This is a genomic window from Methylophilus sp. (assembly GCF_052437885.1).
Classification (GTDB): Bacteria; Pseudomonadota; Gammaproteobacteria; order Burkholderiales; family Methylophilaceae; genus Methylophilus.
Map to the genome: position 1 here is coordinate 35,868 of NZ_JBQVPB010000016.1, position 20,513 is coordinate 56,380.

The window sequence follows — 20,513 nt, forward strand, 5'->3', positions numbered from 1 at the left end:
ACAACTTAGGACACTTCACATGCAAGTAGCAATGAACACCGTAGTCAGCATGACTTACAAACTACAAAATACCGAGGGTGAGACCCTGGAGGAAAGCCAGCAACCTGTCGCTTACCTGCATGGCGGTTACGACAATATTTTCCCTAAAGTAGAAGAAGCCATGCATGGCAAAAACGTCGGTGATGTGATCGAAGTCAGCCTGGACCCGGAAGATGGTTTTGGTGAGTACGATGATGGCCTGGTGCAGATCGAGCAGGCCAGCGCTTTCCCGGCTGAAGAGTTGAAAGTGGGCATGCAGTTTGAAGGTGAAGACGAAACCGGTGACGTGATCCTCTACACCATCACTGATATCGCTGATGGCAAAGTAGTGGTGGATGGCAATCATCCCTGGGCTGGTCAACGCCTGCTGTTCACGGCAACCATCAAAGATGTACGCTCAGCCAACAAAGAAGAAATAGAGCACCAGCATGTACATGGTGCCGGTGGCCATCATCACTAAGTATTAAACCAGGCCAGTATTAAAACGGCTGGCGCAATTGACCTTGCGCCAGTTGCAACACCTCATCGGCGATCTCCGCCACCTCATCACGCACATGGCTGACATACAAGGTCGGCAAACCAAATGTGGTGATCACCTTCCTGATATAAGGCAATACCTGCTGCTTTAGCGTCTCATCCAGGCCACTCAATGGCTCATCCATCAACAATACACTGGGTTGGCTGAGCAGGGCCCGGCCTAAGGCCACTCTTTGTTTTTCACCGCCGGATAACTGGCTGGGCCTGCGTTGCAATAAAGCAGCGATATCCAGCACTTCGACCACTTCAGGCAATGAAATAGCCACCGCGCCTTTAGGCATGCCATAGCGCAGGTTGTGCTGCACATCCATATGCGGAAACAGCCTGCCATCCTGAAAAACGATGCCTACTTGGCGCTGCCAGGGCGGCAACTGTATGCCATGCCTGGAATCGAACCATACCTGCTGATGGCTTTGAATCAGGCCGGAAGCTGGCATCAACAGCCCGGCCAGACTATGCAGCAAGGTGGTCTTGCCCGAGCCCGAGGCACCCATGATGCCCAGGCAATTACCAGGTTTTAACTCAAACTTTGCTTGCAGCGTAAAAGCAGGCGCTGCCGCGGCGACCGCGTAAGGCTGGCTGATCAGGATATCGACTTTTAGCATCAGCGCTGGCTCCTGATCAGGCGTCTTTCCAGCCATTGGCTGGCCAGCAGGGCGAACACAGACACCAGCACACTGAGTATCACCAGGCGCAGCGCAGCGGCGTCGCCTTCCGGCGTCTGGGTCAGGCTGTAGATCGCCAATGGCAAGGTGCGGGTCTCGCCTTCCAGGTTACCGGCAAAGGTGATGGTGGCGCCAAACTCGCCCAGACTGCGGCTGAATGCCAGGATCGCACCGGTGAGCAAGCCGTGGTAGGACAAAGGCAGCGTGATGGTAAAAAATACTTTTAATGGCGTAGCACCCAGTGTTTGCCCGGCTTGTTCCAGCAGTGGATCGACCTGATACAGCGCCTGGCGGATGGCACGCACCATCAGTGGGAAGGCCATCACCGCCGAGGCGATCACGGCGCCCCACCAGTGAAAAGTGAACTGGATATGCAAATGCTCATATAACCAGGCGCCTATCCAGCCCCTGCGCCCCAGTAGCACCAGCAACATATAGCCCAGTACTACCGGCGGCAACACCATGGGCAAATGCACCAGCGCATCCAGCAATGACTGCCCCCAGAAGCGTTTTTTGACTAGCAGCCAGGCCATCAGCATGGCCGGTAACAGCAAAACGACCACGCACCAAAAGGCCACTTTCAGTGAAAGCAGCACGATGGCGATTTCGGCAGGAGATAAGGTCCACATACGAACTACAAAGACAACAACAGTTTAATCAAGTGGTTTGAACCCATATGAGCCAAGTATTTTTTTGACTTCAGGTGTTTGCAGATATTGATAAAAAGCAGTGGTCGCCGATGCAGCCTGTGGCAACACAGCCATAGGATAGATGATAGGCACATGACTGCTTTCAGGGAACTCACCGGCCAGCTTCACCTTGCTTGAAGACTGCGCGTCACTGGCATACACGATACCGACATCGCACTCATCGCGTTCCACCAGATTCAGGGTGGCGCGCACATCCTGTGTGCTGACCAGGCGGTTCTTGAGCTTTTCCCACCAGCCCAGGCTGGTGAGCGACTGTTTGGCATAAATGCCTACCGGCACGGATAAGGTATCGCCGGTGCACCAGTAGCCAGGGGCTTGCTGATTCACATCTGCTGCCGCCTCGGTCTTGATGGTTAACGGTTTGGCCAAAGGAGTGATCAGCACCAGGCGGTTACTCAGCCATGGCTTGATGGTCGCAGTTTGCACCAGTTGCCTGTCTTTCAGGTATTGCATCCACTTTTCATCGGCAGAGATAAACAGATCCCCCGGCGCGCCTTGCTCCAGCTGCTTTGCCAGGGTGCCCGAGCCACCGTATACCGGCACGATCTGTACACCGCTCTGCTGGCTATATTGCTTGGCCAATACGTTCATCACATCGGTCAGACTGGCCGCCGCGAATACTTTGATCTTGCCTTCTTCTGCTGGCGCCCAGGCGCTGAACAGGCACAGACCGACCAGCATGCCCACACAAGACAATACGCGCGCACCAGACCAGTGTCGCCCGGCCAAGTGTAGCCCACCCTGTTTTCTCATGATTTCCATCCCATATAATTAAGCACTGGCGTTAGCAATGACTCGCCAAAAGCAGTCATGCTATCATCGTTATAGCCACACATGCATTACGAAACCCAAAAAAAATCAGGTTTTTTTCAAGTGCTCAGGTTTTCTTCAAATGTTGGGTGATCAGGTGCAACTCATCCGCTGCCGCCTGTGCCGATTTCTGTAATATCTGCTGGTAGGCCGCTATCAGCGATTGGCCAAACGCCGTCACTTGCGCCCCGCCGCCATGCGTGCCGCCGGTGGTACTCTGCACCACCGCCTGGTCAAAACAGCGATTCATGACATCCACCAGCTCCCAGGCACGCCGGTAAGACATCTGCATCTGCTTGGCAGCGGCAGAAATAGACCCGTGCTGCTCTATCATCTGCAACAGCTCTATCTTGCCCGGCCCCAGCGCAGTGTTGCCTTCATGGTTGATGCGTATCTTGAGTAGGCTTGGTGGCATCTGTCTCATTCCAGCGGGATCTCGGCTTGTGCAAACGCCTCAAATGGCGGCAGTTCTGCCAGCGAGCGTAAATTCAGATCATCCAGAAAATGTTTGGTGGTGGCGTATAACGATGGCCGGCCTGGCACCTCGCGCTGGCCGACCACGTCTATCCAGTCACGTTCCTGCAATTGCCGGATCACATTCGGGTTGACGGCCACGCCGCGGATCTGCTCGATATCGCCCCTGGTGACTGGCTGCCTGTAGGCGATAATGGCCAGGGTCTCCATCACTGCGCGCGAGTATTTCGGCTGTCTTTCCGGGTTGAGGCGCGCAAGATATTCGCTGTATTGCGGCTTGGCCTGAAAGCGATAACCACTGGCCACCTGCACCAGCTCCAGCGTCCTATCCAGCCAGTCGGTTTTCAGTTCATCCAGCAGCATGCGCAGCGTAGGCCGCTCCATGCGGCCGGCAAACAGCTTTAGCAGATCATCCAGCGCCAGTGCCTGCGGCGAGGTGAGCAAGGCGGCTTCCAGTATCTGTTTCATCTCCTGGATATTGTCCGGGTCACGCATTAGGAGGCCTCCTCATTGTAAGCGTATGCCTGCACATAAATCGTGCCGAACGCCTCCTGCTGCGTGATGCGGATCAGGCCTTCTTTCGCCAGTTCCAGCATGGCCAGAAAACTGACAACCAGTTTGGGGATGCCGTCTGTTTCCAGATCGAACAACTCATCAAACCGCAGTACGTTGGCCGTGCTCAGGCGCCGCAATAACAAACTCATATGTTCGCGCACCGAAAGCTCGGCGCGCCCCAGCTTGTGGTGCTGGTTCAACTTGGCGCGCTTGAGTACATTGCGCCAGGCCTCGACCAGGTCATCCAGGCCGACTTCCGGCGGTTTGACCTGGCTGATGTGCTGATAGTATGCGGCGGCGACAGTTATCTCCTCGCCTACTTTAGGCAAGGCATCCAGGCGCTGCGCCGCCAGCTTGATGGCTTCATACTCCATCAGCCGCCTGACCAGTTCCGCGCGTGGATCATCCTCTTGCTCGACTTCGGTGGGCTTGGGCAACAGCATGCGTGACTTGATCTCTATCAGCATGGCGGCCATTAACAGGTAGTCTGCGGCCAGCTCGAGTTTGATGGCTTTCATCTTTTCGACATACGCCATATATTGCGCAGTCAGGCGTGCCATCTGGATATCGAGGATATCCAGGTTATGCTTGCGTATCAGGTAAAGCAGCAGATCCAGAGGGCCTTCAAAGGTATCCAGATAGACTTCCAGCGCATCTGGCGGGATATACAGGTCCTGCGGCAGCTCGGAGAGCGTCTCGCCTTTGATCCTGACCGGGCTGTGTTCCTGGATATCCATACTGGGGATTGTAACGATTTGCGCGTGCGGATTAAAGGTTATTCGGCATAAGGGTCAGCAAAGCCCAGTTTTTGCATGACCGCTTTTTCCATGGCTTCCATCAACTCGGCTTGCGCATCCACCTCATGGTCATAGCCGTGCAGATGCAATATGCCATGCACTGTCATATGCGCATAATGCGCCCGCAGGCTTTTGCGTTGCTCGCCCGCCTCTCTCGCCACCACAGGGGCGCAGATCACGATATCACCCATCAGTTGCGGCACTTCAGTCAACGGAAAAGTCAGCACATTGGTCGCATAATCCTTGCCACGGTAAGTCGCATTCAACAGGCGACCCTCCTCGGCATCCACGATGCGGATAGTGACGCTGGTATCCACGCGCAAGGCGGCACGCACCCAGCGCCTGAATTCTGCAGCAGCAGGCAGGTCGTTTTCTGCGCTAGCCAGTTGCAGGGAAAAATCTAGTTGCGGCATACGGTCAAGTTTTCTGAAAAATATCCGTCATTATAAGAAGAAAACCCTTAAAGGAAACCGTGGGATGTCGAATCGGCCGAAACTGGTGGTTGCCAATCGCAAAATGCATGGCAACGTACCAGACAATCATCAATTCATGCAAAGCCTGTTGCAGCAAACGCAGCATCACCAGGCGCGCTACGCCGTGTGCCCGCCACATCCATATCTTTATCAGGCGCAACATATACTGCAGAACAGCCATATCGCCTGGGGCGGGCAAAACATGAGCCGTTTTGAAAAAGGCGCTTATACCGGCTCGGTCTCGCCGGTGATGCTGAAAGAGTTTGGTTGTACCTATGTGATCATTGGCCATTCAGAACGCAGGCAACGCGGCCATGATAGTGATGAAAGCTGCGGCGAACGGTTTGAAGCGGCGATCAAAGCCGGGCTGACGCCTATCTTGTGTATAGGTGAGACGCTGGAGGAATATGAACAGGGTGAGACCGATCTGGTGGTCGTACGCCAGTTAAACCCGGTGATCGCGCATGTAGGCATTGAGGCACTCTCTCAGGGCGTGATCGCCTATGAACCGGTGTGGGCGATTGGGTCGGGCAAAGCTGCTACACCGCAACACGTGCAGGCCATTTTGTCGTTTATCCGTGGCCATATAGGCTTGCTGGATGAACAAGTCGCAGAAAAGATAGATCTGCTTTATGGCGGCAGCGTCAATCCTGGCAATGCGGCGCAGTTATTGAGTATGCCAGATGTAGATGGTGGTCTGATCGGCGGTGCTTCGCTGATCGCAGAAGACTTTATCCGCATCTGCCAGATAGCAAATGAATTAACCGATTTAAAAACAGCGGCCTGATCGACAGCATGATTTTCAGGCAACAAAAAAGCCGACTTGCGTCGGCTTTTTTATAACCAGGTAATCCAGATTACAACTGTCTGAATTACTTAGCTTCTTCAGCAGGAGCAGCTTCAGCTGGTGCAGCTTCAGCAGGAGCAGCTTCAGCAGGAGCAGCTTCAACTGGTGTTTCAGCAGCTGGTGTTTCAGCAGCTGGAGCTTCAGCAGCAGGAGCCTCAACAGCAGGAGCCTCTTCAGCTGGTTTTTCACCACAAGCGGTCAAAGCCAAAGCCAACAATGCAGCCAACAATGCAGAACGTGTCATCTTATTTCCTTAGTATGTATGAGCAAAATTTTGTGTACGGCACAATTCTCATATGCAAGAACCCGCCGAGTAGAAAAATTGTATCAGTAATTTATTAAAAAAAGAATGTAAGTGCAATTAAAAACACAGGATTTTTTTGCATACGAACAACAACTCTCGCTTTTTTTGACAAAAACTCGGCACAAATGGTTCAAATCAGCGCTGGCAAGCTCATATTTCAGCCAAATGCAGATAGCCCAGCAGGTACATGTCACGTAACCATGGCAATAAATAGCTGGCAGTTTCGTCCTGAAAAACCGGCACATCCAGCTGCCGCCGGTTCGCCAGGTGATTGAGCAGCCCGGCACGTTCATCGCTGACCGGCACCAGTTCACCGTTGATAAAATACTGACCCTGCCAATGCAGCATCTGCGTTTGCAGGTCTAACACTACGCCAGAGTCGCGCACAGCAGCGCTGAACTTTGCCAGACTGAGCTTGCGGTTAGGCGTGAACAGCACATAGGTTTTGGGCTCAGTGAAGTAGCGCGCCAGAAAAGGCCCCAGGGCTTCAGGCTGCCAGGTCAGGCGTTGCAACATCTCGCTGACCCGTTTCACCATCGCCTGGTCAATCGCCGCCGCATCCGTGACCGGCTGCAACTCAGGGTCCCGGTACAGCTCATCCGGCAAGCTCTCCTGCCGGCAGGCATCGAGGAACTCAACCGCCAGCTCTCTGGCCGCCGGTGCGCGAAAGCCTATGGAATAGGTCATACAGTCATCATCTTCGGCCACGCCCCAATGCGCCACGTTGGGTGGCAGGTACAGCATATCGCCGGGTTCCAGCACCCACTCCTGCTCGCTGACAAAATCGGCCAGTATACGCAAGGGCGCATCTGCGATCAGGCGCGTATCTGGTTGCTGGCTGATAGACCAGCGCCGCTTGCCCGCCCCCTGCAACAGAAAAACGTCATAGCTGTCCAGATGTGGCCCCACGCCGCCGCCGGTAGGCGCATAGCTGACCATGACATCATCCAGTCTGGCAGTGGGAATAAAATCAAACCGGGTCAACAGGGCTTGTGCTTCCGGCAGCAGATAATTCAGCCCTTGCACCAGCAGTGTCCAGTGCTGGGGCGGCAAGGCTGAAAAGTCATCCTCATCAAACGGGCCTTGCGTGACCTGCCAGCCCGCCCCTTCCTGCGCACGGGCAGGGTCGAACTGTATCAGGCGTGACGGTACTTCTGTTTCGCAGGCCAGGCCGGCCAGTTCATCTGGCGTCAGCAGGCCCTGAAAATCGGGGATGGCTGCGCGGATCAGCAATGGTTTTTTTTGCCAGTATTCGGCCATGAATTGCGCCGGGGTCAGGCCGTTGAGTAAGGTCAGAGCTTGTTGCATGAATAATGTTTATCTAAAAGGGAGGAAAGGCGTCGTGGTAATGCTTTGCGTCAAGCGGGAAATAAAGCGCTGCGATTTTTCCGCCAGCATCAGCGCCAGCAGATCGGTGCGTGCGATCAGTTTTGTGAATTCACGTTCAAAACTCAGGTTCTGACCATCGGCCTGCATGCTGTTGGTCAGCAATAATAGCTCACCACGGGCATTTTTGGCATTGCCCAGCTTCCAGACCGCGATCTCTATGTTGCGCGCTGCATTGTACAAGTTTTGCGGTTCTATGCTATCCAGCAGAAAGAATGCGGATTTATTGCCGTGTGCACGGTATAGCATCGATTGCAGACCGACAATCAGCGCCAGCACGCGGTCGCCGCTGAATTGCGGATTTAAGGCCAGTTTGATGGCTGCCGTATCCTGCGCGCCGCCCAGGGCCTCGAATTTCCACTGATGCGTAGCCACCTGGTCAAATACATAGGTAGCGATCTGCTCCGGCGACCCCAGGCCAGACTTGTGTACCTCGGCCGGGTTGCGTTTGTACAGCTTGAACATCAGCAGGCGCAAGCTGGCCTCATTCTCGGCATATTCAATATCCGCCAGCCGGTCACTATCACTTTTCACTAGCTGGTGCAGGGCATTGCGGTCTTGCCGGATCGGCAATGGTCTGCCATTGGGCGAATCTACATAGCCGCCACTCGGGTTAGTGCTACAAGCCGCAAGCAACAATATGCTTATCCAGCTGCAGCCCCGCCACTTCATGCCACAAGCACCCTTTGCGCTGGAAAGACAATACTGAAACGGCTGCCTTTACCCGGCTCACTTTCAACTTTCAGGATAGCCTGATGATGATGCAGAATATGCTTGACTATCGACAGGCCAAGGCCGGTACCACCTGTGTCGCGGCTACGCCCGCTATCAACACGGTAAAAGCGCTCGGTCAGCCTGGGCAAGTGCTGAGACTCTATGCCTATGCCGGTATCCTGCACACTGAATATCACCTGTTCATCCTGCATTTGCCAGAAAATATCTATCTTGCCATTTTCCGGCGTATAACGCACAGCATTACTGGTCAGGTTGCTCATGGCGCTCAGTAATTCATTATAGCTGCCGCGAATATTCACCTTGGCATCCATATGTAAAGTCACGGTGTGCTCGCCCAGGCTTAACGCTTTGGCATCTTTAAGCAGCTGGTTAAGCAGAGGTTCCATCGCAATATCGGTTTCATCCTTGAGCAGGACATTATTTTCCAAACTGGATAATGTCAGCAAGTCTTCTATAATGCGCCGCATCCGGGTGGTTTGCGACTGCATCATATCGAAATAAGGTTGAATGTCAGGCGAGACTTCGCCTTGCATATCGCTGATGGTTTCCAAAAAACCACCCACCACCGTCAACGGTGTGCGTAATTCATGCGAGACATTGGCAATAAAATCCCTGCGCATGATTTCTGTTTTTTCAATGGCTGAGATATCGCGGCAAATCAGTAAGCGCTGCTTACTGGCAAAAGGAATGATCTGTAATTCCAGCGTGACATCCGGGCTGCGCCAGGATTTGAGTTTTAGCGGCTCGCTGTAATCTTCACTCTGTAAATACTGCACGAATTCGGCCTGACGCAGTAAATAGTAGATAGGCTGATTTTCATCATGCTGGCGCTTAAAGCCCAGCCTTTGTACCGCCGGCTCGTTGAACCATTCGATTTCGTTGCGATGATTCAGCACCACCACACCATCCGGCAATGCACTAGTCGCGTGGCGCAACCTTTCCAGTGTGCTGCTTAGCTGGCTCTGGCTACGCGAGTGCCTGCGCATTTCCTGGTAGAGGTTGGCAAAAATGTCTTCCCAGATGCCTTTGCCATTCGGCATGAAGTTGAGGCCGGGCTTGAGTGACCACTGGTACAAACGGTGCATCCAGTAAAGATGCCCGGCCAGATAGGCGATCACACCGACCACGTAGGCCAGCCAGGCGGTTTCTGCACTGGTCACCCAGCCCAGGATCAGGCAGCAGAATGCCCAGGAAATCAGCAGCCAGAACGCTTTCCAACGAATATCTTGCACAGGCGACACCCAAAATACAGATGGCTGGGATTATACGACACAACCGCGGCAGGATTGTGACGCCTGAGATAAGCTTGCAGTAGAGGCCGGCCTATGGGTCCATCATCAATGGCGCGCTTTTGGCATAAGGCTTGGCCAGCGGTTCACCCACAAACAGCCCTTGCGCAGGCCATTTGACACTTTTCCAGTAAGACTCTATCAAGGTTTCCCCGGCCAGGTAATGCCCCATCACCACTTGCGGATTAGGGAATTTTTGCCAGTAATTGCAAGGTTCTGACACCGTGCCATAGCTGCCGGTGACCCCGGCATCCAGCCAGCGCGTGGCAGGCATTTGAAAGCTGCTGGTCAGCTGACCTCCGGTAGAGGTCAAATGATCGGCGATCGCGCCGGGCAGGTAACTGTTGGTGAGTATGTAATCGACCTGCGCCTGCCCGGTGAAATAGAACATCACCGCCTGGGCTTTCTCCAGCGCTTCCTGACTCAGCGTGTGCAAGGTCAGGCGTTTGGATCTGACTGTCATGCCATCCGGCGGGAAAAACGGCTCGCGCGATCTGGAGCGGGCGGCGTCTTTGGTTTTGAGAAAATAGCCATTGCCTTCATTGAGGCTGAATTCACTCAAAGTGCCGCGGTCTATCAATGCCTTGGCAGCATCGACACTGGTGATAGGCAGCAGCATGGACAGGCGTATATGATGGTCTGCCCATGGCCGCAGTGAGGTACTGTTAAAGTAAGGGCTATCGCGGCCAGGGTCACAGGTTTTTTTACACTGCTCCAGGTCCAGCCCCAGGGTCAGTGCGCTGGTCAGGCTGTTGCACTGTACGGCAAACGGCGTTTTCCACACCACTAGCAACACTTGCTGATCACCCAGCTTGGCCTCGATCTGGCTTTTCAGTGACTCAAACTCGGCCACACTGAGCACATCTTTGCCATGCCGCGGCAACTCCACGCCGATCAGGTTCTCGGCCGGCACCTGGCGCGCCTGTAAATAATAGCGGGCGACTTCTTCACTGAGTGCATCGTTGATATTGTAAATGACCGCGACATCCTCAGGCTTGAGTAGAGAGGGCCTGGTGCGTAACTGCCGGCTCATATCGCCTGCCGCGGCCAGAACTTCGCTCAGCATTAACAGACAAAACAGACATAGCCCAACACTGAACACACCCTTTTTTCGATTCAAACGCATCAAGACCAGCCACTCCGTTTATGGTTATAAATATACAGCTCAGGCAAACTAAACCGCGTAAAATTCAATCATATCGCAGATATGCCCGAGTATCTGACGACATTGATAGAAGGAGATACAAGCAATGACCACTGCACAAACGATTTTGATCACCGGCGCCAACCGTGGTATCGGGCTGGAATACGTACGCCAATATGCGCAGGCCGGCCATACGGTCTATGCCACGGTGCGTGATGTTGCCAGCGCCCATGAGCTGCAATCGCTGGCGGCAAGGCATAGCCAGGTGCAGGTACTGGCACTCGATGTCGCTGATATTGCAGCTATCCGTGCCCTGGCTACACAGTTATCCGAGCTGACTATAGACATACTGATCAGCAATGCCGGCATCTACCCGCCCAGCCGCCTGGGCACGACTGACCCGCAGGCATGGCTGCACGCTTTTCAGGTCAATACCCTCACTACCTACTATCTGGCAGAATCATTTTTAACGCAGTTGCAACGCGCAGCGCAAGGCAAGGTGATCGCCATGACCAGCAAAATGGGCAGCATCACCGACAATGGCAGCGGCGGCGAATATATTTACCGCAGCACCAAGACCGCACTCAATATGGTGGTCAAAAGTCTGGCGCTGGATCTGCAACCGTTCAATATCGCAGTGGCTTTATTACACCCGGGCTGGGTGCGCACCGACATGGGCGGCCCTAACGGATTGATCGACACCGAAACCAGCGTGGCCGGGCTGCGCAAAGTGATAGATGAACTGAGCGTGACACGCTCGGGTGAGTTTATCGCCTATGATGGCAAGACCGTGCCCTGGTAACTATACCGGCTGGTGATCATCCATGGTCTTTGCCATGGTCGTCATCGACAGCACCATCCTGTGACCCGGCAATCACCTTGTAAGGGCTGCGCTCTTCCAGTTCATTGACATAATGCTGCATGGCGGTTTCTTCCCGTGCCAAAAAGCGCGCGACACTGTGCTGAAAATCCTCATGCGTCAACCAGTGGTAAGAACAGGTGGTATAGGGCACGAACCCGCGCGCCAGTTTATGCACGCCTTGTGCGCCGCCCTCAAAATAGCGCACGCCGTGGCTGATGCAATATGCCTGCGGCTGGTAATAGCACAACTCGAAATGCAGGCAGGAAATATCGCGCAGACTGCCCCAGTAGCGACCATACAGTGCGTCCGGACCCAGGATACACAGGCTGGTGGCGATATCCTCTCCCGCCTGGGTGGCAATAAACAGCAGGATACTGTCGGGCATGTCGCGCACTACGTGTTCAAAGAATGCCATGGTCAGATATGGCTGGCTGCCGTGCCGGTGATAGGTATTGCTATAGCATTGATAAAACAAGGCCAATTCATCTGCCGTCAGCTGGTGTCCATTGCGTACCCGGCAAGTCACGCCTTGTTGCTCGACCTTGTTTCTTTCCTGGCGTATTTTTTTACGCTTGTCGCGGCTGAGCACAGCCATAAAGGCATCCCAATCGGCATAGCCGGGGTTTTCCCAGCGAAACTGCACCCCATCACGGCGCAACAGGCCTTGCGCCGCACACTGCGTGGCCGATGCGGTGTCGGGAAACAGGATATGGCTGCCGGATAATGCATGCGTTTCACACAGCGTGCGCATTTCCTGCAACATCGCAGCCGCAAGCTGCTCAGGCGCAGCAAAGTCAGGGTGCACCAGTAAGCGCGGCCCGGTGACGGGCGAAAAAGGAATGGCAGAGATCAGCTTGGGATAATATTGGCCACCCGCCTGTTCGTAAGCATCGGCCCACGACCAGTCAAACACATATTCGCCGTAGGAATGGGTTTTAATATAGCAAGGGGCGGCAGCGACCAGTTGTTCGCCATCCGATACTATCAGGTGATACGGCACCCAGCCGGTCTGCTGGTCTACCGATGCCGAGGTTTCAAACGCATGCAAAAACCTGTAGTCCAGCATAGGATGCGGCCCGGCCAGGGCTTGCCAGGCGGCAGCCGGGATATCCTGCAGTCCACGGCGCCAGCTAAAAGATAAATGACTAAGGGGCATGCTCAGTTTATACCATGCGTAATGGCGATCTGGTAAGTAGCAAACACAATGAGGGAGGATTGCCAGCCCAGCTGGCATGCAGCGCTAAAACTAGCTGGGGCGCTTGCGCAGGCCAGCACTCTCTTTACCTGAAGAGTTCACAGAACTGCTGGCGGGGATCACAGAAGGATTGGATTTGGACTTGTTTTTGAGTTTGGCATCGATGTCGGCATCGCTCGCCGCTGCCTGCTGAGCCTCAGTCCTGGAATCCGCTTCGCGCTGACGTTCTGTCATTTTGGCATAAGCGTTTTCTAGCTCTTCCAGGGTAATGACACCATCGCCGTCGAGGTCGACATAAGAGAAATGGCGTGCTACCTGTGGCAGGCACAAGGTGGCTTCTTCCCGGTCCAGGGTCTCGTCGTTATCGCGGTTACATTCGTTAAAGCGCTGCGAGATGCTGTCATGCATGGCTTTACGCTTTTGCAGCATCAACTGATGGTCGGGATCGGTATTACGGGCATACTCGGTAAGCGCCCTGCGCAAGCGCGCACGGTCTTCGGGGCTGAAGTTGTGTTCCAACGTTTTGGCTAGTCCGGCATCATCGTTGTCCACCACGCGGTTATCGCTCAGGCGGATAGGCAACTTCAGATCGGCACAGGCAGGCAATGCTAGCAACATGGTCGTTGTTAGCAAAAAAACCTCATTTAAATGTTTTATCGCTCTAAACATCCACACCTATACATAACATAGTGTCTTTAGCTTCACCGCCAAACCTGGCCGGGTGTAAGCAAGACCACTTGGGAAAATGCCAGCTGACTACAAAAAGTCAGGCTGCATACCATAACGCAACTGTAGCAAGCACATCAACAGTTTTAACACAAAATAGCGTGTTTCAAACCAGCGTTTTGTGTAAACGGGCACTCATGATGCCTAAGGATTGTAAATGTAATATTTCATCATAAACGCTAATTGTAACCAATTTGTAACTGCCCCATTTCATGCTCTATGCAGCTTGGAGTATAATGTCAGTTGATAAGTTTAGTCCCCCCAGCCGTTTTATCATCAGGTCTCATGACACCGGTATCTCGGCTTAACGCGTTATCCAAGACGCCAGTTTTATAGTGTGAAGGTTCGTATGGCAGAACAGTTTAAAAAAATCTTGATGGTCGATGACGACTTGCGCATGCGCGAACTTTTACAGCGTTACCTGACAGAACAAGGCTTCAATATCAAATCTGTGTCTGACGGCAAGGAACTGGACAAGGCCATGGCGGCCGAGAGTTTTGATCTGCTGATCCTGGACCTGATGCTGCCGGGTGAAGATGGTCTGGCCATCTGTCGCCGCTTGCGCGGTGCCAACCATGTTACGCCCATCATCATGCTGACCGCGCGTGGCGATGAAGTAGACCGTATCGTAGGCCTTGAGATGGGGGCTGATGACTATTTGCCTAAACCATTCAACCCGCGCGAGTTGCTGGCCAGGATCAACGCAGTGTTGCGCCGCCATGAGATCACGCCCAAGCTGGCTGCCGACGATAAAGCATCTGCCTTCCAGTTCGGTGAATTCGTGTTTGACGTCAACACGCGCAGCCTGAGTAAGAACGGCACCCAGATCACCATCACCAGCGGCGAGTTCACCCTGTTAAAAGTGTTCACCGAGCACCCGCGCCAGCCGCTTTCACGCGACCGGCTGATGCAACTGGCCCGCGGGCGCGAGCTGGATGTGTTTGACCGCAGTATCGATGTGCAGGTCTCGCGCCTGCGCCGCATCATTGAACCGGACCCGGCGCACCCACGCTACCTGCAAACCATGTGGGGCTTTGGCTATGTGTTTATTCCTGATGGCGAATCGCCACAGTAACGCTGTGCGTCGCCAGCCCTAGCTCTCGTGCGCCTACTGCCCCGCAGACTGCTTTCCCGCATCATGTTGCTGATCGCCATTCTATTGGCTGTCAGCATTTATGCGTCGCTCAAGATCTTTGATTATTTTGATCGCGAACCGCGCGCCACTGCCGCCGCGTTACAGGCCGTCACCATCGTCAACTATACGCGTGCCTCGCTGATCGCCTCGCACGAGAACCGCCGCCTGGCCCTGCTCTCCGAGCTGTCAGGCCGCGAGGGCGTGCGTGTCTATGCAGCAGATTTTCTGGAAGATATCGAAGCATTGCCTTCAGATCCGTTTATCAGCCTGATGGCACAGAAGATCCGCGACAAGCTCGGTGAAGAAACCATCATCACGGTCAACCACTACGATATTCCCGGCCTGTGGATCAGCTTTAATGTAGGCCAGGATGATTTCTGGGTCGTCATCCCCAAGATCCAGGTCGACAGACCTTTCCCCTGGCACTGGCTGGGCTGGGCGGCAGTGGTCGGCCTGTTGTCGCTGGTCGGTGGCTACCTGCTGACTGCGCGCATCAACCGGCCCCTGACCATGCTGGTGCACGCGGCTGAACGTTTGCGCAATGGCGAACCGGCACCCAAACTGCCCGAGGACAGCGTGGAAGAACTGCGTGAAGTGACGCATACCTTTAACGAGATGGCCGAATCACTGGCCAGGCTGGATGCCGAGCGCACCTTGCTGCTGGCCGGCGTATCGCATGATATACGCACACCGCTGGCAAGATTGCGGCTGGCGGTGGAAATGCTGCCGCAGGAAGCCGATTACATGAAACACGGCATGATAGAAGATATTTCCGATATGGATAATATCATTCACCAGTTCCTGGATTTTGTGCGTGGTGTAGAAGGCGAACCTACACGCATGATGGATATCAATGATCTGTTACGCGCATTGTCTGAGCGGCAACTGCGCGCGGGCCGCGAGCTGAAGATATCGCTGGGGCCCAAATACTTTATCCCCATCCGGCCATTGGCCATGCAGCGCCTGCTGGATAACCTGGTAGGCAACGCCTATAACTACGGCAAAGGCAAAGTAGAGGTGCGCAGCCAGGTGATGGCTGACAAGATCGTGGTCAGCGTGCTGGATAATGGCCCCGGCATTCCGCCAGAGCATGCCGAGCGCTTGTTACGCCCGTTTGAACGCATGGATAGCGCACGCAATAAATATGAAGGCGGCAGCGGCCTGGGGCTGGCCATTTGCAACCGTATCTCCAAACTGCATGGCGGCCAGCTCTACTTGCTGAACCGCCCCGAAGGCGGGCTGGAAGCCAGGCTGTCGCTACCTATCCTGCCAAACACTTAAAGCCATTCTGGCTGCGGTGCGCCTGATCAGTGAACTGTACAGTCAGCCAACTGCATCATCAATCAACCATATCGTTAGTCGGCAGCATCCTCAGCCGGGGTGAACCAGTTCAGTCGTGACCGCAGTTGCACCACTTCACCGATGATGGTCAGGCTGGGCGGTTTGAGACCGGCGGCCGCCACATCATGGGCTAGTTTCGCCAGGGTAGACTCCACCACGCGTTGCTTGTGGGTAGTGCCTTGCTGTATCACAGCGGCAGGCATGTCCGGCGATACGCCATGTGCGACCAGTTGCGCACAGATCTGCTCCAGCCCTACCAGCCCCATATAAATCACCACCGTCTGCCGCGGACGCGCCATCGCCTGCCAGTCCAGGTCTACCGTGCCATCTTTCAGGTGGCCGGTAATAAACAGGCAAGCCTGTGCATAGTCCCGGTGCGTCAACGGGATACCGGCATAACTGGACACACCATTGGCCGCAGTGATGCCAGGCACGACCTGAAACGGGATACCATGCTGCATCAGCGTCTCGATCTCTTCACCGCCCCGGCCAAAAATAAACGGGTCGCCGCCCTTCAGGCGCAACACACGTTTGCCCTCCAGCGCCAGCCTGGCCAGCAAGGCATTGATCTCTTCTTGCGGCAAGGTGTGCTGGTCACGCGATTTACCGACATAGATCAGCTCGGCATCACGGCGCACCAGTTCCATCACCTCTTTGCTCACCAGCTTGTCATATACGCACACATCACATTGCTGCATTAAACGCAGCGCGCGGAAAGTCAGCAGGTCAGGATCGCCAGGCCCACCACCGACCAGATAGACTTCCCCGCGTGCGGGTGCATCGTCAGTTTGCGTTAACAACTCACCCAGCAGTTCGCGCGCAGCCTGCTCCTGGCCGGACAATACACGTTCGACCAGCGGGCCATTCAATACCTGTTCCCAAAACCGGCGACGACTTTGCGTGGTGGAGAACCTGGCTTTGACCTGCTCCCTGAACTCGCCGGCTATGGTCGCTATCCTGCCATAAGCGGCAGGCAGCATGGTTTCGATCTTGCTGCGTATATGCCGCGCCAGCACCGGCGCATTGCCCTCGCTGGAAACCGCGATCACCACCGGGCTGCGATCAATGATAGAGCCCATGGTGAAAGTACACAGCGCAGGCGCATCCACCACATTGACCGGGATATTCAGGCGCTTGGCCGCCACTGACACCGCCTCATTCACCGCCTCATCATTGGTCGCCGCGATCACCAGGCAAGCGCCGGTCAGCTGCTCTGGTGCAAACCGGGTCTTGACATATTCGATCTCGTTTTGCGCCAGCATCTCATGCAACTCGCTGCCCAGCTCAGGCGCGATCACCACCACACTGCCGTGCGCCTTGCGCAGCATAATGACTTTGCGTGTCGCCACGTCACCGCCGCCTATCACCAGGCAGCGACGTTGCGCAATATTGAAGAAAATCGGTAAGGCTTGCATGCAGGTATGGTTTTTTGAGAGAACACCATTTTACCGCAGTCCGTGAATTGCGCTGCCGATTATCATGCCAGCCACAGTCAAATACGCTAAAATGCTGTTTTGATTTGAAAAAATGCTAGATGAAGCAGGACAGCGGTAAAAAGATATTCATTAAATCGTTTGGTTGCCAGATGAACGAGTACGATGCTTCACGCATGGTGGACCTCATGCGTGAACACGACGGCATGACCCAGACCGATAATATGGAAGAAGCCGATGTCATCCTGCTCAACACCTGCTCGGTGCGCGAAAAGGCCGAAGAAAAAGTGTTCAGCCACCTGGGCCGCATGATCCCGCTCAAGGAAAAAAACCCCGATCTGGTCATCGGTGTCGGCGGCTGCGTGGCCAGCCAGGAGGGCGACGCCATTATCAAGCGCGCACCCTATGTCGACGTGGTATTCGGCCCGCAAACCCTGCACCGCCTGCCGGAGCTGATCAAGGCCAAACGCGCGGAGAACAAACCCCAGGTCGATATCACTTTCCCCGAGATTGAAAAGTTCGACCACCTGCCGCCGCCAAGAATAGAAGGCGCCACTGCATTTTTAAGCATTATGGAAGGCTGCAGCAAATACTGTACTTTTTGCGTAGTGCCTTACACCCGCGGCGAAGAATTTTCGCGCCCGTTTGAAGACGTGCTGACCGAAGCCATACAACTGGCCGAACAAGGTGTCAAAGAGATCACCCTGCTAGGGCAGAACGTCAATGCGTACCGCGTGCAGTATGAAGGCATAGAAGCGGATCTGGCCATGCTGATCGAAACGGTGGCCGAGATCCCGCAAATCGAACGTATCCGCTACACCACCAGCCACCCTAACGAAATGAACGAGCGGCTGATCGCCTGCCACGCCAATGTGCCTAAACTGGCCAATCAATTGCATTTACCGGTGCAGGCCGGCAGTGACCGCATACTGATGGCGATGAAACGCAACTACACCGTGCTGCAATACAAAGGCCTGATCCGCAAGCTGAAAGCGGCCAATCCGGCACTGACCATCACCAGCGATATCATCGTCGGCTTTCCCGGCGAAACCGAAAAAGAATTCCAGGCCACGCTCAAGCTGATGCGTGATGTCGGTTTTGACTACAGCTTCAGCTTTCTGTACAGCCCGCGCCCGGGCACCCCGGCCAGTTATTTGCCGGATGAAACCGCAGCGGAGATCAAGGCTGGCTGGCTGAAACAATTGCAATCCGAAAACGAAAGCAACGGCGACGCCATCAGCCGCGCCATGCTAGGCAGCGTGCAACGCGTGCTGATCGATGGCCCGTCATGGAAAGACCCCAGCCTGCTGGCAGGAAAGACTGACAATGGCCGCGTGGTGGATATCGCCGCCGATGCACGCTTTATCCACCAGATGGTCCAAGTAAAAATTACCGATGTCTACAACCCGCACCGCCTGGTAGGCGAAATAGTGAATTAAGCATGGAAATCACCCTAAAACCTGAAGACAACCTGATGCTGGCCAATTTGTGCGGCCCGCTGGATGAAAACATACGCCAGCTGGCGAATGGCCTGGATATTGAGATCAACCGCCGTGGCAGCACCTTCCACCTGACCGGCACCGATACCAATACGCGGCTAGGTGCGCAAATGCTGGAGAATTTTTATGCACGCGCGAAAAAACCGATAGAGCTGGAAGATATTCAACTCGGCCTGGTCGAAATCGATAAGCTCAAACCAGAAGAAGTAGCCAGCAGTGCCATGCCGACGCTGATGACGCGGCGTGGCGACCTGCATGGCCGCACCCCGCGTCAGGTCAGCTATCTGCAACAGATACAGGATCACGACATCACCTTTGGCATAGGCCCTGCCGGTACCGGCAAAACTTACCTGGCGGTCGCCAGTGCAGTAGATGCGATGACGCGTGACCGCGTCAAACGCATCGTACTGGTACGCCCGGCGGTAGAAGCTGGCGAGCGCCTGGGTTTTCTGCCCGGCGATTTAAACCAGAAGGTAGACCCCTACCTGCGCCCGCTATATGACGCACTGTATGATCTGGCCGGTTACGACACGGTGAATAAGATGTTTGAACGCGGCGCGATTGAAGTCGCACCGCTGGCCTATATGCGCGGCCGCACATTGAACCAGAGTTTTATCATCCTGGATGAAGCGCAGAACACCACGCCGGAACAGATGAAGATGTTTTTGACACGCATAGGCTTTGGTACCAAAGCGGTGATCACGGGTGATGTGACGCAGATAGACTTGCAACGTCACCAGAAAAGCGGCCTGGTTGAAGCGCAGAAGATCCTTACAGAAGTCAAAGGCATCGCCTTTACCCAGTTTATGTCACAGGATGTGGTGCGCCATCCGCTGGTGCAGAAGATCATTAATGCTTATGAGAGATATGAGCAGAGTAGTTAGATTTTTAGCGTAGCAGAGGTTTTAAGAACGGCCGTCCAGACAAGAGAACACTTGATTGCATTTGCTTTGAGGTTCTAATCGGTATTTCGTTGGGATGGTTTTTCGCTCTGTTTTACCGTTGTTTTTCGCCCCTCGGCGAGTTACTTTTCTTTGCTTGCCCAAAGAAAATGTAACCAAAAGAAATGCACCCTAGCTTCCGCTTGCTTCCTGCGTTGCTCATCAAAATAAGCGGTCACGAAACTCGCCCTAGCGGCCTGCACAAGACGCAGTCCACCGCGGAGCTCAGACAGTCGCTCCCTTCCTCCTTATTTTGACTCCGCTACTCGGCGCGTCAGATAGGGGCCCATTTAAAACCACCACGATGAAACGTTAGTTAAATGGTTTTGCATTCAGGGCGCTCAGTGCCCCTTTTAATTTCTAAGACTAAACTCAACAAACCAATTTTTTGGGTTTGGTTTTTTGTTTTTTAATTTCACTGGTCGCGCGGGAATAAATGCGGCAAGTCTCGTTTAACTGAGAGCGTGTGGTTTTAACGGGCCCCTATCTGACGCGCCGAGTAGCGCAGTCAGCGTGGGAGGGGTCGGCCAGCGTCTGTTCGAGTTCCGCGGTGGCTTGCGTAGTGTGCAAGCCGCTAGGGCGAGTTTCGTTGGACGCCCACGCTGATGAGCAACGC

The 20,513-nt window shown here is 54.4% G+C and carries 22 protein-coding genes; 7 read left to right on the plus strand and 15 right to left on the minus strand.

Features of this window, described 5'->3' with window-relative positions:
* The first annotated feature begins 19 nt into the window (after window positions 1–19).
* On the plus strand, window positions 20–499 hold the full coding sequence (locus ACT6RZ_RS13765; RefSeq protein ID WP_379057942.1) for an FKBP-type peptidyl-prolyl cis-trans isomerase: 480 nt from the start codon (window positions 20–22) through the stop codon (window positions 497–499).
* A 19-nt stretch (window positions 500–518) separates the two neighbouring features.
* On the opposite strand, the gene ACT6RZ_RS13770 is transcribed toward ACT6RZ_RS13765, so the two are convergent.
* The 7 genes from ACT6RZ_RS13770 to ybeY form a co-directional block, all read right to left on the minus strand.
* Window positions 519–1,181, minus strand: a complete 663-nt coding sequence (locus tag ACT6RZ_RS13770; RefSeq protein WP_444702667.1) for an ATP-binding cassette domain-containing protein — start codon at window positions 1,179–1,181, stop codon at window positions 519–521.
* Window positions 1,181–1,870 carry a molybdate ABC transporter permease subunit gene (gene modB / locus ACT6RZ_RS13775; RefSeq protein WP_444702668.1) on the minus strand — a complete coding sequence of 230 codons (690 nt, stop codon included), beginning with the start codon at window positions 1,868–1,870 and terminating at the stop codon, window positions 1,181–1,183. Before modB ends, ACT6RZ_RS13770 begins: the two co-directional genes overlap by 1 nt.
* Window positions 1,871–1,894: 24 nt before the next feature.
* A complete protein-coding gene (modA, locus tag ACT6RZ_RS13780; protein ID WP_444702669.1) occupies window positions 1,895–2,704 on the minus strand; it encodes a molybdate ABC transporter substrate-binding protein in 810 nt (269 codons plus the stop codon).
* A 124-nt stretch (window positions 2,705–2,828) separates the two neighbouring features.
* Complete coding sequence (locus ACT6RZ_RS13785; protein WP_444702670.1) at window positions 2,829–3,176, minus strand: winged helix-turn-helix domain-containing protein; 348 nt, start codon at window positions 3,174–3,176, stop codon at window positions 2,829–2,831.
* Between the two features lie 5 nt (window positions 3,177–3,181).
* Window positions 3,182–3,730 carry an SMC-Scp complex subunit ScpB gene (gene scpB, locus ACT6RZ_RS13790; RefSeq protein ID WP_444702671.1) on the minus strand — a complete coding sequence of 183 codons (549 nt, stop codon included), beginning with the start codon at window positions 3,728–3,730 and terminating at the stop codon, window positions 3,182–3,184.
* The gene (locus ACT6RZ_RS13795; RefSeq protein ID WP_444702672.1) at window positions 3,730–4,527 is read right to left on the minus strand and encodes a segregation and condensation protein A; all 798 of its coding nucleotides are present in this window, start codon (window positions 4,525–4,527) and stop codon (window positions 3,730–3,732) included. Before ACT6RZ_RS13795 ends, scpB begins: the two co-directional genes overlap by 1 nt.
* 38 nt (window positions 4,528–4,565) lie before the next feature.
* Entirely contained in the window at window positions 4,566–5,000 is a 435-nt protein-coding gene (ybeY, locus tag ACT6RZ_RS13800) for an rRNA maturation RNase YbeY (RefSeq protein WP_444702673.1), read from the minus strand.
* A 64-nt stretch (window positions 5,001–5,064) separates the two neighbouring features.
* Here ybeY and tpiA point away from each other — a divergent pair, with 64 nt between their 5' ends.
* On the plus strand, window positions 5,065–5,847 hold the full coding sequence (gene tpiA / locus ACT6RZ_RS13805) for a triose-phosphate isomerase (RefSeq protein ID WP_444702674.1): 783 nt from the start codon (window positions 5,065–5,067) through the stop codon (window positions 5,845–5,847).
* A gap of 85 nt (window positions 5,848–5,932) precedes the next feature.
* Here the strand turns inward: tpiA and ACT6RZ_RS13810 are convergent, their stop codons facing one another.
* From ACT6RZ_RS13810 to ACT6RZ_RS13830, 5 genes are all read right to left on the minus strand, one after another.
* Complete coding sequence (locus tag ACT6RZ_RS13810) at window positions 5,933–6,151, minus strand: hypothetical protein (RefSeq protein ID WP_055827555.1); 219 nt, start codon at window positions 6,149–6,151, stop codon at window positions 5,933–5,935.
* A gap of 210 nt (window positions 6,152–6,361) precedes the next feature.
* Window positions 6,362–7,519 carry a JmjC domain-containing protein gene (locus ACT6RZ_RS13815; RefSeq protein ID WP_444702675.1) on the minus strand — a complete coding sequence of 386 codons (1,158 nt, stop codon included), beginning with the start codon at window positions 7,517–7,519 and terminating at the stop codon, window positions 6,362–6,364.
* 9 nt (window positions 7,520–7,528) lie between these two features.
* Window positions 7,529–8,269 (minus strand): hypothetical protein, encoded by a 741-nt coding sequence (locus ACT6RZ_RS13820; protein ID WP_444702676.1) that lies wholly within the window; start codon window positions 8,267–8,269, stop codon window positions 7,529–7,531.
* Window positions 8,266–9,564 (minus strand): phosphate regulon sensor histidine kinase PhoR, encoded by a 1,299-nt coding sequence (gene phoR / locus ACT6RZ_RS13825; protein ID WP_444702677.1) that lies wholly within the window; start codon window positions 9,562–9,564, stop codon window positions 8,266–8,268. The genes ACT6RZ_RS13820 and phoR overlap by 4 nt, the downstream gene beginning before the upstream one ends.
* Window positions 9,565–9,655: 91 nt before the next feature.
* A complete protein-coding gene (locus tag ACT6RZ_RS13830; protein ID WP_444702678.1) occupies window positions 9,656–10,687 on the minus strand; it encodes a TIGR03790 family protein in 1,032 nt (343 codons plus the stop codon).
* A gap of 184 nt (window positions 10,688–10,871) precedes the next feature.
* On the opposite strand from ACT6RZ_RS13830, the gene ACT6RZ_RS13835 reads away from it, so the two are divergent.
* Window positions 10,872–11,567 (plus strand): SDR family oxidoreductase, encoded by a 696-nt coding sequence (locus ACT6RZ_RS13835; protein ID WP_444702679.1) that lies wholly within the window; start codon window positions 10,872–10,874, stop codon window positions 11,565–11,567.
* Window positions 11,568–11,583: 16 nt separating this feature from the next.
* Here ACT6RZ_RS13835 and ACT6RZ_RS13840 read toward each other — a convergent pair whose 3' ends face one another.
* The gene (locus ACT6RZ_RS13840) at window positions 11,584–12,783 is read right to left on the minus strand and encodes a GNAT family N-acetyltransferase (RefSeq protein WP_444702680.1); all 1,200 of its coding nucleotides are present in this window, start codon (window positions 12,781–12,783) and stop codon (window positions 11,584–11,586) included.
* Between the two features lie 90 nt (window positions 12,784–12,873).
* Entirely contained in the window at window positions 12,874–13,440 is a 567-nt protein-coding gene (locus ACT6RZ_RS13845; RefSeq protein WP_444702681.1) for a hypothetical protein, read from the minus strand.
* A gap of 457 nt (window positions 13,441–13,897) precedes the next feature.
* On the opposite strand from ACT6RZ_RS13845, the gene ompR reads away from it, so the two are divergent.
* Window positions 13,898–14,623 carry an osmolarity response regulator transcription factor OmpR gene (ompR, locus tag ACT6RZ_RS13850; protein ID WP_444702682.1) on the plus strand — a complete coding sequence of 242 codons (726 nt, stop codon included), beginning with the start codon at window positions 13,898–13,900 and terminating at the stop codon, window positions 14,621–14,623.
* A 27-nt stretch (window positions 14,624–14,650) separates the two neighbouring features.
* Entirely contained in the window at window positions 14,651–15,964 is a 1,314-nt protein-coding gene (locus ACT6RZ_RS13855; protein ID WP_444702683.1) for an ATP-binding protein, read from the plus strand.
* A 74-nt stretch (window positions 15,965–16,038) separates the two neighbouring features.
* On the opposite strand, the gene cysG is transcribed toward ACT6RZ_RS13855, so the two are convergent.
* Window positions 16,039–17,439, minus strand: coding sequence for a siroheme synthase CysG (gene cysG / locus ACT6RZ_RS13860; RefSeq protein ID WP_444702684.1), 1,401 nt, complete (start codon window positions 17,437–17,439; stop codon window positions 16,039–16,041).
* Between the two features lie 119 nt (window positions 17,440–17,558).
* Between cysG and miaB the strand changes: the two genes are divergently transcribed.
* Together miaB and ACT6RZ_RS13870 are read left to right on the plus strand one after the other, a co-directional pair.
* Window positions 17,559–18,896 carry a tRNA (N6-isopentenyl adenosine(37)-C2)-methylthiotransferase MiaB gene (gene miaB, locus ACT6RZ_RS13865; protein ID WP_444702685.1) on the plus strand — a complete coding sequence of 446 codons (1,338 nt, stop codon included), beginning with the start codon at window positions 17,559–17,561 and terminating at the stop codon, window positions 18,894–18,896.
* 2 nt (window positions 18,897–18,898) lie between these two features.
* On the plus strand, window positions 18,899–19,840 hold the full coding sequence (locus tag ACT6RZ_RS13870) for a PhoH family protein (RefSeq protein WP_444702686.1): 942 nt from the start codon (window positions 18,899–18,901) through the stop codon (window positions 19,838–19,840).
* Window positions 19,841–20,513 lie beyond the last annotated feature (673 nt).